The sequence below is a fragment of the Candidatus Leptofilum sp. genome (genome assembly GCF_965223525.1).
Classification (GTDB): domain Bacteria; phylum Chloroflexota; class Anaerolineae; order Promineifilales; family Promineifilaceae; genus Leptofilum.
Map to the genome: position 1 here is coordinate 2521433 of NZ_CBDCWX010000005.1, position 14920 is coordinate 2536352.

At 51.9% G+C, this 14920-nt stretch carries 9 protein-coding genes; 5 read left to right on the top strand and 4 right to left on the bottom strand.

From position 1 onward, the window contains the following. Window positions 1-20: 20 nt before the first annotated feature. The gene (locus ACOQPM_RS16535; protein ID WP_420630377.1) at window positions 21-3569 is read left to right on the top strand and encodes an endonuclease/exonuclease/phosphatase family protein; all 3549 of its coding nucleotides are present in this window, start codon (window positions 21-23) and stop codon (window positions 3567-3569) included. A gap of 76 nt (window positions 3570-3645) precedes the next feature. On the opposite strand, the gene ACOQPM_RS16540 is transcribed toward ACOQPM_RS16535, so the two are convergent. Beyond that, window positions 3646-4593 carry an SPFH domain-containing protein gene (locus ACOQPM_RS16540; protein ID WP_420630378.1) on the bottom strand — a complete coding sequence of 316 codons (948 nt, stop codon included), beginning with the start codon at window positions 4591-4593 and terminating at the stop codon, window positions 3646-3648. A 431-nt stretch (window positions 4594-5024) separates the two neighbouring features. Between ACOQPM_RS16540 and ACOQPM_RS16545 the strand changes: the two genes are divergently transcribed. The 4 genes from ACOQPM_RS16545 (at window position 5025) to ACOQPM_RS16560 (ending at window position 9741) form a co-directional block, all read left to right on the top strand. Continuing rightward, window positions 5025-6248, top strand: coding sequence for an SRPBCC domain-containing protein (locus ACOQPM_RS16545; protein ID WP_420630380.1), 1224 nt, complete (start codon window positions 5025-5027; stop codon window positions 6246-6248). A gap of 185 nt (window positions 6249-6433) precedes the next feature. Next, window positions 6434-7063, top strand: a complete 630-nt coding sequence (locus ACOQPM_RS16550) for an MBL fold metallo-hydrolase (protein ID WP_420630381.1) — start codon at window positions 6434-6436, stop codon at window positions 7061-7063. A 203-nt stretch (window positions 7064-7266) separates the two neighbouring features. Further along, entirely contained in the window at window positions 7267-8589 is a 1323-nt protein-coding gene (locus ACOQPM_RS16555; RefSeq protein ID WP_420630382.1) for an MFS transporter, read from the top strand. 69 nt (window positions 8590-8658) lie between these two features. Continuing rightward, entirely contained in the window at window positions 8659-9741 is a 1083-nt protein-coding gene (locus tag ACOQPM_RS16560) for an ArsR/SmtB family transcription factor (protein WP_420630383.1), read from the top strand. Between the two features lie 66 nt (window positions 9742-9807). On the opposite strand, the gene ACOQPM_RS16565 is transcribed toward ACOQPM_RS16560, so the two are convergent. From ACOQPM_RS16565 to ACOQPM_RS16575, 3 genes are all read right to left on the bottom strand, one after another. Beyond that, window positions 9808-11355 carry a carbohydrate-binding protein gene (locus ACOQPM_RS16565; RefSeq protein ID WP_420630384.1) on the bottom strand — a complete coding sequence of 516 codons (1548 nt, stop codon included), beginning with the start codon at window positions 11353-11355 and terminating at the stop codon, window positions 9808-9810. A gap of 176 nt (window positions 11356-11531) precedes the next feature. Continuing rightward, window positions 11532-13481 (bottom strand): pilus assembly protein TadG-related protein, encoded by a 1950-nt coding sequence (locus ACOQPM_RS16570; protein ID WP_420630385.1) that lies wholly within the window; start codon window positions 13479-13481, stop codon window positions 11532-11534. Between the two features lie 123 nt (window positions 13482-13604). Beyond that, on the bottom strand, window positions 13605-14894 hold the full coding sequence (locus ACOQPM_RS16575; RefSeq protein ID WP_420630386.1) for a TadE/TadG family type IV pilus assembly protein: 1290 nt from the start codon (window positions 14892-14894) through the stop codon (window positions 13605-13607). Window positions 14895-14920 lie beyond the last annotated feature (26 nt).

Below are 14920 nucleotides of genomic sequence, written 5' to 3' on the forward strand. Positions count from 1 at the left end.
TTTCAAGGAAAAACGTCACAATGCTTCATTCAAAACAGATCGTTCTGCTAAGTTTTTTGTTTATTTCAGGCTTGTTTTTAGGGGCCTGTGAATCTGAAGAAACCCCAACCGCCACGCCTGTTCCGGCAACAGCAACGGCCGTTTCCAGCCCCAATCCCCCTGCCACCCCAGCAGTAGATGATCCGGTTAGCCAATCAGAAGGCGTCTTATTTAGTGAACTGCTGCCCGGCGTGCCTGGCAGCAACAGCCAAGAGTTCATTGAGCTGTACAACGCTGGCTCAGAACCGGTGGATTTGATGGGCTGGTCAATTTTTTATCTGCTGGGGGATGGCCAGGAGCAGGCATTGGTCTATCGTTGGACGGAACCCACATTCATCCCCCCGCTAGGCCACATGCTGCTGGTGCGCGAAGGGCAGGATGTGGGTGCTGCCCCCGATGGCTCTTTCACCCAATCTCTTTTTGAGCGACGGGGTGGCCTGTTGCTGCGTAACAAAACGCAGCAACAGGTGGATTTGCTGGGCTGGGGGGATGCTCCGACTGAGTTCACCGCTGGCGAGCCTGTTGCTGCCCCCGATGCCGGAGCCAGCCTGGAGCGTTTGCCCGGCGGTGCAGCAGGCAATGGCCAAAACAGCGGCAGCAACGGTGCCGATTTTGTGGCCTTGAGTACACCTAGTCCGCAAAACAGCGGTAGCCCCATTTCGCCGCAGCCCGATGAATTTTTGACAATTGATGTTTTTGCACCAGAGGCAATTCCGCCGGGTAGCGAGTTTGTTTTGGCGGTTGAGGTAGGGAATGTTAGCGATAAGGCCGTTTCCAACATCACCATCTCGCTCCCCGTGGCCAGCCATTTTGAGTTGTTGGTTGCCCCGGATAGTGCTGAATTGGAGAACGGCCGTCTTACCTGGATCATGCCAGAACTTGCGGCCAACGGCAGCCAAACGGCCGAAATTAGCCTAAAAAGCCCCTTCACCTACACAGACACCATACTCACCGGCTACTTTGCAGATGCCGACGGCTATTTGGCAGCGTTTGGTCAGCCCCGGCTCATTAGCATAGCAGGTGGGGCCATCCCGATTGCCACCGCTCGTGAACTGGTGGGCAGCGTGGTAAGCGTAGAAGGCATTGCCACCATGTACACCGGTGGCTTTTTCGCTGGCAGCACCGGCAACAAATTTTACCTTCAAGATGAGACCGGGGGCATCCAGGTGTATGTGCCCGGCGGGCAAGGTCAGGTCTCTGTAGACATCGGCGACCAGGTGCGCGTGACGGGTCTGATTGAACCATTTCGGGATTCGCTGGAATTGATTCCGGTGGACGTGCCGGGGGATGTAGAGATGCTGGGCACGGCCGAACAGCCGGAACCGCTACCCGTGACGGTGCTGGATGTGAACAATGATGACGCCATTTTAGGTGAGCTTGTGGTCATTGAAGGCACTGCGCTGGCCGTTGAAGAAGGTTCGTTCGATTTCCAAATTCAAATTGATCAGGGGAGTGGAGAAACGACCACAATTCTTATTGAAAAAGATACGGGCGTGACGGCTGAACTGGTAGAAGTGGGTCAGGATTACCGCATTGTGGGCGTTACGGAATTTTATCAGGGTGTGCGGCAGGTAAAGCCCCGCGTGCAAAGCGACATTGAAGAGATTGTGCCGCCTATTGTGCTGCTGGAGATGCAAACGAGCAACACAGCATACTCTGGCGAGGTGCTGACTTACACAATTACCGCCTCCAACTACACGGCCGAACCGTTGACAAACCTGCACATTGGACTGGAAGTGCCGGGAGGTGAAGCGAATGCGTTGCAGGTTCAGCCAGACCAGAATGGCATCTTGGCCAATGGTATAGTGAATTGGGAGGTGGATGAGTTAGCTGCCAATGGGGGCACGGCCGTTTTGCAATATTTCTTCACCGTGCCAGATGAGCAAACCGAGCCGCTGCTGGCCACCCCAGCCCAACTAACGGCAAACGGACAGCCAGAGTCAGTGCTTTCTAATAATTTCACGACGTTTATTGGGGATGCTGTGCCGATTTGGGCGATTCAGGGAGATGGACATCGTTCGCCATACGTTGGTATTGAAGCGACGACAAGTGGGGTGGTAACGGCCGTTTTCCCCGAACTCAACGGCTTCTTCATTCAAGATTTGGAGCCAGATGACAACCCCGCTACCTCAGATGGCCTCTTTGTCTTTACAGGGGTGCTGCCCATCACCGTGCAGGTTGGGGATTTGCTGGAGATAAACGGCCGCGTGCGTGAAATCTCTGGCCAAACTGCACTCCAGGTGGAATCGCTGGCTGGCATTGAGCTTGGCAGCTCAGGCTACACCAACGTATTTGAGCCTGTGCCTTACGACCCGCCGCAGAACCTGCTTGAAGCCCTGGCTTACAACGAGGCATTGGAAGGCGTGTTGGTGGGCTTAGTGGAACCCGCGTTGGTGGTAGGCCCCACCACGCGCTTTGGCGAATTTGCCCTGGTGTATGAAAAATGGGGGGTTACCTCTGTGGCACGCACCGACGAGAGTGGCTTTTTGATGTTTGTAGATGACGGCTCTACCGTTGCCCACGGTGACCAATCTAGCTTGCCCTATGCCGTCGCCAGTGGCGATAGGGTTGCCAATTTGGTGGGGCCACTAGCCTACACCTTTGGCAACTACAAGATTGCCCCGATTGTGTTGCCTGATGTGGAAGTGGCGGAACGGCCGTTGCCCACCATTCGCACCGCCACCGAAAATGAACTCAGCATTGCCACCTTCAACGTGGAGAATCTGTTCGATTTGCTCTCGCCGCACCCGTCTAGCCCGCCGCTGCCCACCGTTTTTGAGTATCGCGCCAAGTTAGAGAAAATTGCCCAAACCATTGTGGCAATGGGCGCACCCACCATCATTGGCTTGCAGGAGGTAGAAAACCTGGGCGTGTTGCAAGATTTGGTTGAAGAAGACGCATTGGCCGAATTTGGCTACGAGCCATTTTTGGTGGAAGGGAACGATTCGCGGGGGATTGATGTGGCTTACTTGGTACGCAGCGACCGCGCGACCGTACAATCTTTTGCCGCCTTCGATGCACCCAACGACCTATTTGCCCGCCCGCCGCTGGTCATCACCGTCACGGCACATCTACAAAGTGGCGACGAGACGGTGATTTTGCTTAACAATCATTTCCTCTCGCTCTCTGCGGGCGAGGAAGCCACAGAGCCAGTGCGTACGGCCCAGGCGGCGTGGAATGCAGAAGTTGTTGCTGAACTGTCTGCTGAAAACCCTGAGGCTCACTTTGTGGTGCTTGGCGATTTGAATTCGTTCCATCAGACGCTGCCGCTAGACACATTAGAGGCGGCTGGCTTGCAGCATGTGTATCGCTTTTTGCCTGAGGCGGAACGGCCGTATACCTACATTTTTGAAGGGCGCACTCAGACGTTGGATCATATCCTCGTTTCCAGCGAACTGTTTGAGCAGTTGACGCTCGTTGAAGTCTTGCACACCAACGCTGACTATCCAATTGGCGACCCAGAAGATAGCTCCCCCCGCCGTGTCTCAGATCATGATCCACTGGTAGCCATCGTCAGCTTTGCTGAATGAACGAGGAGATTAGAGAGTAAAAATCTCCAATCTCTAACTCTAATCTCTATTTTGGTGGGAAACGGCCGTTTTCCACCTAATCTTGCTTGCCAACAAATACTTTAGCCAGGTGGAGGGATTCCACATCCTTACCGTCCAAAATCCGTAGCTTCTCTAGCTGTTCCAGTCGCTTCATATCTGCATCATTAAAATTATCAATTGCCAGGTGTAGCCGCTCCATAGCCTCAGAAACCATCTTTGTGTGGATCATGCGCTGGTGGGCTGTTTCAAGCGCTTTTTCCACATCTCTGGGCATTTCAATCGGCCCCAAAACCACATCTTTTGGCGGAATATTCTTAAACCCCAAATTAGGGTTGCTCAATTGGCGGTAAAGATTTTGGCTAACCTGTACTTCTAATGTTTGCAGGGCGTTAGCCTGGTACAATGATTCGATAGTCTGGGTTTCAATCAAATGTTTTAGCACCCGCTCGGCGCGGCCTGTCACCACCTTGTCTGAAAAATCTGGCAAGACCCGCGCCATCTTGTGTCGCAAAAAGGGCGGAATAAGTGATACATCCACCGTGTAAGACACCTTCCAGGGAATCGAAACGGCGATGCCGTCTGACGTGCGAATGTTTTCTAGCTTGCCGCTAGTGGACTGTGATTTCTTGGGAATTCTGCCCGTTAGCTCTTCGTGCCAACGCAGCCGGGCGTGATATGGATCATCGAACATGAGCCCTACAAGCCCAAACGGAATCCAGCGGGGAAAACGATAATCTCGGCAATCGTGGTCTGGATTTGGCTCCGGGCTAATGACGAAGCGGCAGAAGCTGTTGTTGAACCGGTTAAAAACAACGCCAACTTCCATCTCATCAATCAACTCCAGGCGGGATTGGTAAGCAAGCAAAATACCCAGGGCAAAGAGTATTAAGATGAACAACATGACGGTAAGCCCTAAGACCTGGAAGGCTACATACGCTGCAACCAGCGAGAAGCCAACAAAGAAAATAGTTGCGGCAACAATAAAGGGATTTCTAGGATTCATATATTCCTCCCATTTGACCTACTGATTTGGAAAAACGAAGACGGTTCACTTTGCATTGTAAACGCCGGATTGATGGAATCCAAGCGGTTGTTATGATTGTTGGTAAATTGTCGGTTTTGCTTACGTCCATGAGTCATGTTTGCTATGGAGGTTTAACGAATTTGTTGACAAATTTGCGGTAACGGCTTACTATTTGAGTATTAGATGATCATCTAATACCCTTTAAGCCAATGGATTGTACGCCATTGGCCCAACCCGGCAATCACCAACGAGAAATTTGTTCAATAGTTTTTTACGCAAACCACAGAAAGCATTTTGAAAACCGAAGCGCGATTTCTCTGTGGTTTGCTCAAGTAAAAGCGGGAGAAATGGCTCTTCTTATTTTCAAAAACTTTCCCGCTTTTACACATAAGCCTTGTGGAGGTTATGAAATGAGTGAAACCACTGAATTAACGTTTGAATTGGAGATGGCTGCGTCGCCAACGGCCGTTTACTATGCAGTAACCAATGGTGGCGCTATGCGGCAATGGCTGGCAACCAATTCGCAGGTATCAACGCGGGTGGGTGGGCGCATTTACCTGTGGTGGCAGCAAGGGTACTGGGCCGCTGGCGAATTTTTAGAGCTGGTTCCAGATGAAAAAGTTGTTTACTCTTGGCAAGGGCAGCAGGAAACGGCCGTAACCAAAGTTACATTCACCCTACAACCCACCGACGATGGCACCCAACTCCAACTAACACATTCTGATGTGCCCGCAGGCGATGATGCGGCCGAAATGCGCCAAGCCCTTACCGATGGCTGGAACGCTGGCTTGGCAAATCTGAAATCTGTGCTGGAAACTGGCCTGGATAAACGACTGTACGATCAGGCATTTTTGGGTATTCTCATTGCTGGGATTGTAACGGCAGAGCAAGCAGAGGATTTAGGCATTGATGCGGCGGGCGGCATCCGCATTAACGGTACGATGGACGACACCGGAGCCGCAGCCGCGGGCTTGCAGGCAGAAGACATCATCGTAGACATGGGCGGCAGCGAAACGAAGGATTTCCCCACCCTGCAGGCGGCAATACGGCCGTATCGCCCCGGCGATGGCGTCAAAATCAGTTATTACCGCGACGGTGAACGCGAACAAACGATGATGACCTTAGGCACACGCCCCGTACCAAACGTCCCCGCCACGGCAGACGAACTGGCGGAGGCGGTAGCCGCTGCTTATGCCGATCTGGAGGCCCAACTGGATGAAGCGGTAGCCGGATCAACTGAGGCCGAGGCGGATTATCGCCCCGACGAGGATAGCTGGAATGCCAAAGAGCTTTTAGCACATCTCATCACCACAGAGCGGGGCGTGCAGATGCAGTTGGCCACCCAGGTTACAGATGGCACGCTCGATGGTTTCCCCAATAATCCTGCGGCGTGGTTGCAATCGGTAACGGCCGTTTACCCTACGCTGGCCGATATGGTTGATTTGTGGAAGCGAACAGAAGCTGAAACGGTGGCACTGTTGACTAACTTGCCTGAAGCGTTTGTGGCACGTAAGGCATCGTACCAAGCCAGCGGCAACACCTTTCTGAATGGGTTGCCAAACCACACGCGCGGTCACATTGCTGAGATTGGTGCGCTGCTAAAAACTGCCCGCGAGCAGTTGGCCCCTGCCTAAAGCGAAAGGAGTTGATTATGCCAGAAAAAGAAACGAACCCGAAAACGGCCGAATCCGCCGAAAAACAAGACAAATGGATCATTGAATGGATAATCACCATTCCATAAAAAATTAACAGTTTTACCCTCTCCCCAGCCGTCCCCTCCCCTTTTAGGGGAGGGCTAGGGAGGAGGATGGAGACCAGCATGGCAAAACTACAGTTAGAAACGCGCCAGGTGGGGCCCTGGGAAATGAACACCTACGCCCTCATTTGCCCCAGCACCAGGCAGAGCGTTCTCATTGATCCTGGCGATGATCCAGAAATCTTGCAGAGCATGTTGGGCGAAAGCCAGCCCGTTGCCATTTTGCTGACGCACACTCACCCAGACCACATTGGTGCCTTGCCAGCCATGCGCCAACGGCTGGGCGTGCCGGTCATGGGCAACGACGGCCCTCATGAACCCGGCGGCCAGGACATCCAGGCAGATCGCTGGCTGCGGGATGGTGACGTGGTGCAAGTGGGTGAACAGACCTTACGCGTGGTTTACGCGCCCGGCCACATTGGCGACCAAATTTGCTTTGTGTTGGCAGATGATCATCGGGTGATTGTAGGTGACACCATTTTTGATGGCGGTCCCGGCCGCACCTGGTCGAGCGATGGCTTCCAAACGACGCTGGTGACGCTTCGCAATGTGGTGCTGCCCTGGCCCGATGACACCTTTTGCTACCCTGGACACGGCCCGCACTTTCGCCTCGGCGACCGGCGGGCTGATGTAGAAGCATTCTTGGCCAAAGATCACGGTGACTTTTTTGGCGATGCTACCTGGGAGATGTAATTAGCTTTTATTTAGTTAGGTATAGGTCCCTTCTTCTCAAGGAACGTGGGAATCAGATTTGGCTTAACTTCCTCTTTTGAGCCACTGGTTCTCACGTTCTCTTTTTTGTTGCGATTTCTTCAAGAAATCGCATGTCTGAATAGACACCTATTATTGATCTTATGACGAACTTTTCAGCACAACCTTCAAAACAGCCTTCGGGCATGCGTGGATTTGTAATTGTTTGGCTGGGTCAGGTCGTGTCTATGCTGGGCACAGGCATGACCAACTTTGCCGTATCTTTCTGGATTTTCCAGCAAACGGGGGAGGCTACGGCACTGACCTGGGCCATTTTCTTTTTTATGGCGCCCAGCGTGCTGTTTAGCCCCATTGCTGGGGCCATTGTGGATCGCAGCAACCGCAAAACAATCATGATTGTGAGCGATTTGCTAGCGGGGGTGGCTACTATTTTCTTGCTTTTGCTACTGGCAGGTGAGAATTTGCAAATTTGGCACATTTACGTGGCTAACCTGCTGGCGGGGGCAGCCAATGCGTTCCAGTTTCCGGCCTATTCGGCCGCGGTGACGATGATGCTACCCAAAGAGCATTACGGCCGTGCGGCGGGCATGTTGTCTTTGGCAGGCTCGGCTTCCGGCATTTTGGCGCCTGCTTTTGCTGGGGCATTGCTTGGACCGCTAGGGTTGGTGGGCATCATGGGCATTGACGTGATCACATTTTTGTTTGCCATTGCTGCCCTGGCCATTGTCTACATCCCGCAACCGGAGGCAACGGCTGCAGGTCGCACGGGGCAAGGCAGCTTGCTGCAAGAGTCGGCCTATGGCTTTCGCTATATCTTTGCCCGACCCAGCTTGTTGGGACTGCAAATGGTTTTCTTTTGCATCAATTTTTTGGCGATGTTTGGCTTTGCCGTCATGATACCCATGATTTTGGCACGCACGGGCAATGATGAGATTGCTTTAGCAAGCGTGCAGTCGGTGGGGGCTGTGGGCGGCGTCATTGGCGGCTTGCTGTTAAGTGCTTGGGGTGGGCCGCGCCGCAAGGTGAACGGCGTGCTGTTGGGCATGGTTGGCGTCAGCATTTTTAGCCAAGCCTTGATGGGCGTGGGGCAAACTGTCTTTGTTTGGGCCGCAGCCTCATTCATGGGCCAATTTCTCATTCCCATTTTGAATGGCTCGAACCAGGCAATCTGGCAGGCAAAAGTGGCTCCGGATGTACAGGGGCGGGTGTTTGCCGTGCGCCGGTTGATTGCCCAGATTACCGCGCCGCTGGCAACGGCCGTTGCTGGGCCGCTAGCAGACAACGTATTTGAACCGGCTATGCACCCAGACGGCGCGTTGGCTCCTATTTTCGGTTGGCTTGTGGGCACAGGCACTGGGGCAGGCATGGCTTTGATGTTTGTGGTGACGGGAACCATTGGTGTGGCGGTGGGGCTGGGCGGCTATCTGTTCCCTGTTGTCCGTAATGCAGAGGATTTATTGCCAGATCATGAGCCGATTGTGCAGCAAACACAAGAACAGCCATCATAATGTTGAGGATACGGCCGTTCTGGTTTATAACTATTGCAATTCAAGGACACAGGCAGGAAATTGTTTTAGATGGGAACTGCACCACAGCTAAGTTGGGAAGTCGGCACAGCGTATGATCTGTTCATAAGCCTGGAAGTCATACACAACCCGGCACGGTATGGTCTACGTGGCTCTTGGGCCGCTGGTGTGCGGTCCCGTCTACCTGTGGAAACGCGCGAACTTTTGCAAAATGCCGTTGAAAGACATCATTTCTGGGCCATTCCCTGGTTGGTAAATCAAGATGGCCCCAAAGATAGTGCTTCCATTCTGCAAAAGCTGGCCGATATCCCCGCTGCCCAAAGAATGAAGGAGTTGGCAGCTTGCTACATGCCAGACGGTATTCGTAACATCCTTTTCCGGGTAGCCGATGAGGGAGGTTGGCAGCCAGAGGACGTAGAGAGCCTTCGCACACTTTATGCCCAAATGTATAAGGAAGAGACGGGCAAAAGTAAAAAGCTCCCCGATGAGGAGCTAGAGGATAAGCTGACAGTTTGGGCGGATACGGCCGTTTACAGCCAAAAATTGCTCGATGCGCTCAATCGGTATTACGATGTCTTCTACCAGGAAGAAGAGGCGCGCATCCAAAAACCCCTAGAAGACCGCATAACCGAAGCCAAAGCATTAGCCAAAAAGTCGCCGCTGCCCGACCTGTTGAATGAACTTTCTCAGGGGCTTCGCTTTGAGTTTGATCAGACTGCCCAAATGGAAGAACTGGTTATGATTCCTTCTTTTTGGACCACACCGCTCTCCATGTTTACCTCATTTTCTCGTGATCACAAGCGATGGCTATTCTTGTTTGGTGGCCGTCCCGATGGCGTCTCGCTGGTGCCAGGCGACGTGGTGCCTGAGTTACTTTACCAAATGCTCAAGGCGTTGGCAGACCCAACCCGGCTCCGCATTTTGCGCTATTTGTCTGAGGAGCCACTCACCCCGGCGGAATTGGCGCGTCGTCTGCGGCTGCGCCCCCCCACGGTGATTCACCACCTGGATGCCCTGCGGTTGGCTCGTTTGGTGCATGTGACGCTGAGTGTAAACGGCCGTCGCTACGAAGCCCGCCATGAAGCAATTCAAACAGTCAGCGTCATGTTGAACCAATTTTTGGGGAAAAAGTAAAACGGAAGCTAAGTACGAACAAAAAAAGCGGTGTTGGAGATTATTTCCCCAACACCGCTTTACTGTTTACGGCACTGTGTAAGTAATAACTAATTCTGGTGCTGGCGGTTGACCCGCATCAGAACTATCAAAGCTGAATCTGTCACGGCTTCCATCCCCATCGTCTGGGAATTCAAAATGAATCTTGAACTGCGTAAAACCGTTTCGGTTAATCTGGCTAAAATTACCAGAGCCTAGTGTACCAACCGACCATTGATTATTGCCACTGGTTTCACTGAGCGTAATCACATTCGTAGCTGCGGCGGGTGCTTCAAAATCACTTGCTTCTAAGGCATAGCTACCGCTAAAGCCATTCAGCGGCCCAATATCCGCGTAAAGCGTACCCAGGCCAGTATCACCAAATGGATTGCCATTGAGATTATTCCGCTGTTGCAAACGCAGTTCCACGCTCACAATAGTCGCGTTGGCTGGAATTGCAGAAGTGTCAAAGCTAACAATTCCAATGAATTGCTCATTGTTTCCGTCATTGTTGTCCCCGACCAAAATATTGCTGCCGCTATTATCTACCTGACCCGAATCGCCCGTATTGGAGCTGTCTAGTTCGCGGATATCACCATCGTGGCCAGCATTGCTGTAAAGCGTAATTGTAACTGGTACCGGTGTGTCGGTAGGCACAGGCGTATTTGTAGGCACAGGCGTAGCCGTAGGCGTTATTGGCGTTGGGGTAGCCGTAGGCACAAATGGAGCAAAATCAAAATAGTTAAAATTGCCAGAATTATCCAAAATATTGAGCCGCACAATATTAATGCCCGCATAAAGCGTGATCTGGGTTGTGAAGTTTTGCCAGGTTTGCCAGTCTCCCGTCGCGGGTAGATTTAGCGTTGGCGTACTGTCTTGAAAGCCAAAATCAACGGACGTTGTCCTGATTGAAATCTGAGAGCTGCCGCTAGGAAGTGCGTGACGAATCGTAAAATCGAACGAATCGTTTACAGGGGATTCAATCTCATACTCAATCCATTCACCATCGCGCGTCCAGCCCACATTGTACCCGCCGCCAGCATCAGACGTATTTTCCAGGTCTGGCCCTTCACCACCAACATCGGCTCGGTAGGCACCACTGCCTGGACCACCGTCACTGCTGTCGCTAAAGGCTGCGCCGTCACCGCCGCAGCGGAAATCTTCAGCCTGAATGCGTACCGTACTGCTAGTGGAAACCGTAAACGGGCCGTAAGGACCGCATGGCGTCGGTGAAGGCGTGTTGCTTGGTACGGGCGTGTCTGAAGGGATAGGGGTATTGCTGGGTACAGGCGTATCTGAAGGGACAGGCGTGTTTGAAGGAATTGGCGTATTGGACGGCACAGGGGTATCTGAGGCCAGTGGGTCAACTGTAGGCGTGTTTGTTGCTGAGGGTGGCGGCGTGTAGTTCAACAACGAAGGCGGGGCTACAGGTGCCTGGGCCACAAAGCGTGAAAAGACATCCCCAATGGCAGGCTGCATCAGGCTCACGACTAATACAACAGCAATACCTACCAAAATAAGAATAATGGCATATTCGGTGAAGCCTTGACCAGCTTCTTTGGCTCTGTTTTGGTTGCAGTGTTTATAGTTATTCATAGGATGCCTCTTGAGCAACAATTCCAATACAAATCGTAACAAATTAAAACGGCAAAGTCTCTAAGACATTTGGTAAGCGTTTGATGCCTGAGGTGACAGTCACCTAATAACGGTCTCATTGTAGCAAACCTCGCTGCTCAAGGTGACTGTCACCTGAACAGCTACGACATTTGTTTTTATTTCACAAGATAAGGTAACCCTTCAAGCGTAATTTCCCAACCGTATGTATCTGAGAAGCCGCCGCGATACCGAACCGTGAGACGGCCGCCTGTAAACGGTGTGCAATCCTCCATCGTGGGGCTGTTGTAGTCGCAGTTAGAAAGATCACCAGGAACGGTAATATTGTAGGCGGGATCAACCCACTGGCTGTCGCAACTGCCAGGATCACAACGTGCATTTTCAGCGACACCGTCCGGATCATCCTGTCCATCAACGGCAAAGGCCATTGCCCAATCAGTTGCATCTGGATCATATCCAAGAGGATCGCTGTCATCTGGCGTAAAGGCAATGGAGTCAAAGAAGAAAACAACGGGCGGGCTTGCACCAGAGTCAGAATCCCACATGCGAATTTGAATTGTTTGGCCAATCATATCTGGACCCACATAAATAAGAGGAATATCTATAGGTGACGCTCCGCAGTTCGGATCGCCACTAGGGCAACCAAAGTTGGAATTCATAGGCAAATTGCCTAAGCCGTAAACTGTGACACCTTCTGAAGAATGAGAGCCTGGAAAGTTAAGGGCGGCCAGGTTGCGGGCGTTCACTTCGCTAGGCACATCTGGTACGCTGGAATCTCCATCTGTATAAGTTGGAGGGCCAGCCCAAATCTCAAACCCATTTTCTGAAGAGCCGCTAATGGTTCGCACATCCAGGAAAATAAAGCGTGTGCCATCGCTAGGGTCTGTCACAATACCAGGTACGTCTGCAGTTAGGTCAATTTCAAAACTGTCAGCGGTTTGAGTAATGGCAGGTACAGCAACCCCTGGCGAATCAACAGGGGAAAAAGGATTGGTGGCACCAGGTGAAACCCAGCGCATATCTGTTAAATGATCGCCACTATCACGCACACCATCCCCTGTTTGGCCAATGTAAGAAACAAGAGGCACTCGAGAAATGGTGCCGCTGGCGTTTTGGGCAAAGTAGTAAAGGCTATATAGTGTCTCTGTGTTCATGCTGGGTGTATAAGAATCCGGTGCGCCGCAGTTGCCGCCCGGACTGGTAGGTGGCCGCCGATTTTCGTCAATGCGGACAAACCAGTATGGGTTGATCTGGTCTAGCTCAATATCTGCACTTACCAAATCCAGTTCATCTGTTTCCAATAGGCAGGGCTGGAAACGGTCTGCACTGCCACCCGTGCAGCTTTTTGAATCTGTAGCACCTTGACCTTCGGTGATGGCGAGATTGGATCTAAGAATGGTAAGTGTGTTTTGGTCGGTGTTGATGGAGTCGGGATCAAAAAGCTCAACGCGCACAATGTCATGGCTGTAGTCAGGCGGGATGTAAATGCGATAGGTGTAAGTGTAGGGGCCGGGTTCAAAGGGGCTGCTGAACGGGGAATAGGGATCACCCATGTGTACGCAGGAATCTGGCCCAAAGACGCCCTGGTTGGAGGTGCTAAGAACGCCATCCTCTACGCGGCGGCTTACGTAAATATCGGCTAACGCGAAGATAGCGGCCGTAGCCGAGCGGGTGAGGTCAATTGGTTCACGGAAGCCAATAACTTTGAGAAAATAGGTTTCAACAGGCCAGGTGGCCGTCACTGCATATTGGGTAGCACCCAATGGCGTGGTCGAAACCTGTAAATTGCCGGTAATGTTCAATGAGTTGGTAACGGAGACGGGCATGTTGTTGGCGTTCAGGAATTGTGCCGACTTGGTGCGCGCATTATTTTCTAACGTGGTGTTGCCGGGCGTCCAGCCAGACAGTTCCGTGACGCCTGCTAGGGCTGCAGAGTCAATGGCGGCCTGAAGTTGGGAGCCTCGGGCAAAGATGAAGCCAACGTCAATGGCAATCCCCACAAAAGCGATGATGGCGACCATCATCAGGGCAATAAGAACGATGCTTTGCCCTTTTTCACGAGGGGGGGCTGCTTGTTTTTGGTGGATAAACTGTTTGATACGGTTCATAGGTTTTTATTCCTGCTTTACCTAGCTAAATTAGGCAAGACTTCAAAAGTCTCGACAACCTTTGATATTAGCGAAGTTGCTTATAAGACTTTTGAAGTCTACGTCTATATTGGGTCACATGAGTTAGTTAATTTGGCCGCAAGATTCATCCCATCGTATAAACTCTGCTAATATCCAGGAGCCTCCACCGCTTTGATCCAAGCTATAACCGAGGAGGCGGAAAATAGCAAAACCAGAGATGTGATAACGACCGTTTGCCCCTGTACCATCAGAATCGTCCCATACAAGAAGTCGTAACGTACGGTCTAATGTCACATGCTCTTCAACAGCATCTTGTACAAAACTGGAATTAATAGACCCTGTGCTGGCTGCGACCCAATCGTCTATGTGGAGTGATTGATCTGTTGGATCACCTGGTTCAATATATCCAGGGACGTTAGAATCAAAGCCTGAGCCTGGTATCCCTGCCCCGCCAGGGCAGCCTGGCCCACTGCATGGATTGTAATTTGTACTATCGCCTGGCCATGCCAAACTATTTTCGAGTGTATTTGCGTTTGCAGAAACGCCAGTGTTCCAAACAAGCCAGCCAAAATTACCCTGGCCAAACCCATTTTGTACACGGAACACATCGCCTTCCTGGGCGCTTAACAAGGGAACGTCGTCGTCATGGCTGGTAAACGTTTCATAGGCAGGCGGATTGTTGGGATAGGTAAAATCGCCAGCGTTGGGATATGGATTGGAGCCTGTGCCAGGAGCTGAAACCGAACGAGACCCTTCATGGACGGCAATGGGGAAAGCTGCACAGCCGTTGGTAACGTTCTGGCTATTGGCGGTAATACGCATAATGTTGAGGGCTTCCAGTGAGGAAAATCCTGCCAATTGCGACATGGCATCCAGCCCCAAAATGGAATCCACATCATGAATGGCGTAGGTACCGACAATTTGCAGCCCAGCGGCTATGCTGTTGGATGGACTATCAAATTCATCCCGCTGAAGTTCATCTATAACGCGGTTCCGAATGGCTATTTCATTGACCTCTGGTGCCCGCACAGTGTCTGAAATACCGTAAATGTGGGTAAATGTCCATTCACCGCCAGCGCCTACAAAATCATCTCCCGCATCGTTTACCGTGGCGCGGATGACCCAAACGTCCCAAACGGTGTCGTCTGTTTCTAGCGTTTGAGTCACGTTGTTCATAAGGACGGTGATCATCCCTTCATCTTGGCCGCCGTTGGAGGCAAAGCGGGTGCTGGCGCGGGCAGCACTGCTGACCCTGTTTTGGGTAACAAGCAGTTGGGAAACTTCCACCAACCCAGCCAGCAGGATGATGAAGATGGGGAAGAAAAGGGCGACTTCGACCAAACTTTGGCCACGCTGTGAATGAGATTTGTTTTGTTGTATGATGCGTTTCATGGTTGCCTCTACTTTACAGTAAAAAT

Excerpts from the sequence above, each read along its gene's own strand:
- ACOQPM_RS16560 (WP_420630383.1), top strand. The coding sequence starts at position 8,659 with ATGGGAACTGCACCACAGCTAAGTTGGGAAGTCGGCACAGCGTATGAT.
- ACOQPM_RS16545 (WP_420630380.1), top strand. The coding sequence starts at position 5,025 with ATGAGTGAAACCACTGAATTAACGTTTGAATTGGAGATGGCTGCGTCG.
- ACOQPM_RS16535 (WP_420630377.1), top strand. The coding sequence starts at position 21 with ATGCTTCATTCAAAACAGATCGTTCTGCTAAGTTTTTTGTTTATTTCA.
- ACOQPM_RS16575 (WP_420630386.1), bottom strand. The coding sequence starts at position 14,894 with ATGAAACGCATCATACAACAAAACAAATCTCATTCACAGCGTGGCCAA.
- ACOQPM_RS16570 (WP_420630385.1), bottom strand. The coding sequence starts at position 13,481 with ATGAACCGTATCAAACAGTTTATCCACCAAAAACAAGCAGCCCCCCCT.
- ACOQPM_RS16555 (WP_420630382.1), top strand. The coding sequence starts at position 7,267 with ATGCGTGGATTTGTAATTGTTTGGCTGGGTCAGGTCGTGTCTATGCTG.
- ACOQPM_RS16565 (WP_420630384.1), bottom strand. The coding sequence starts at position 11,355 with ATGAATAACTATAAACACTGCAACCAAAACAGAGCCAAAGAAGCTGGT.
- ACOQPM_RS16550 (WP_420630381.1), top strand. The coding sequence starts at position 6,434 with ATGGCAAAACTACAGTTAGAAACGCGCCAGGTGGGGCCCTGGGAAATG.
- ACOQPM_RS16540 (WP_420630378.1), bottom strand. The coding sequence starts at position 4,593 with ATGAATCCTAGAAATCCCTTTATTGTTGCCGCAACTATTTTCTTTGTT.